This is a genomic window from Polaromonas sp. P1_E3, from assembly GCF_056405935.1.
Window position 1 is genome coordinate 1 of record NZ_JBFUBD010000771.1, and the last position, 733, is coordinate 733.

At 62.2% G+C, this 733-nt stretch carries 1 protein-coding gene; it reads right to left on the reverse strand.

Going from position 1 to position 733, the window contains the following annotated elements; translation table 11 throughout:
- A partial coding sequence (locus tag AC1D0Z_RS23445; protein ID WP_477660516.1) for a hypothetical protein occupies positions 1-680 on the reverse strand: 680 nt, incomplete at its 3' end.
- Positions 681-733 lie beyond the last annotated feature (53 nt).

Consider the following 733-nt stretch of genomic DNA (forward strand, 5'->3'; position numbering starts at 1 on the left):
ACCTGGAAGTCCTGTGTGGCCTGCGCGCCGTTCCAGCCCTGAACATAGCTGGAGCCCGCATTACCCAGATTGACCGCGTAGTCCAGGGCATTTTGCTGCGAGGCCTGCAGCCAGGTGTACTGCTTGCTGTCTACCGTGCTGGCATTTCGTACGGCATAGTCGTAGCCCGCAATGCTGAGCGCACCGAAATTACGGCTCGCTGATTCATCCTGCATGTACACGGGGTTGCGCTCAGTGAAACTGTTGTTGTTCGCCACTGTGATGTTGTTCACCTGCTGGTTGTAATAGCGGTTGGACTGATAGAGTGCCAGGCCGCCCCAGGCGTTATTGCGGGTGGTCGAGTTGCTGACCGTCACGTTGGCGCTGTCGGTCAGCTGGATACCCGCGCCCTGTGTTGAGCCGGTGTTGTTGCCCACAGGCGCGCCGTCGGCCGTCACACGGTCTATCAGCGCACCGTCAACGCCGTTAAGGTCCAGCTCGGCCCGGCCCGCGCCGCGGGCGGTGACGTTGCTGATCGAGAAATTGCGTAGCCGGGCTGAGTCGTCTCCGACGGGCGCCACCTTGATGCCGTAGGACCCGGCCACGTTGGCGCTCGGGCCATAGATCGTGAAGTCCTTGAGCGACACGTTGTCGGCGGTCACGTTAATGCCGTAGCCGGTGACGGTGCGGGCGTCGATCACGGTCGAACCTTGGCCTGAGCCAGCAAGCGTCAGGCTGCGGTCGACCTTGAGCG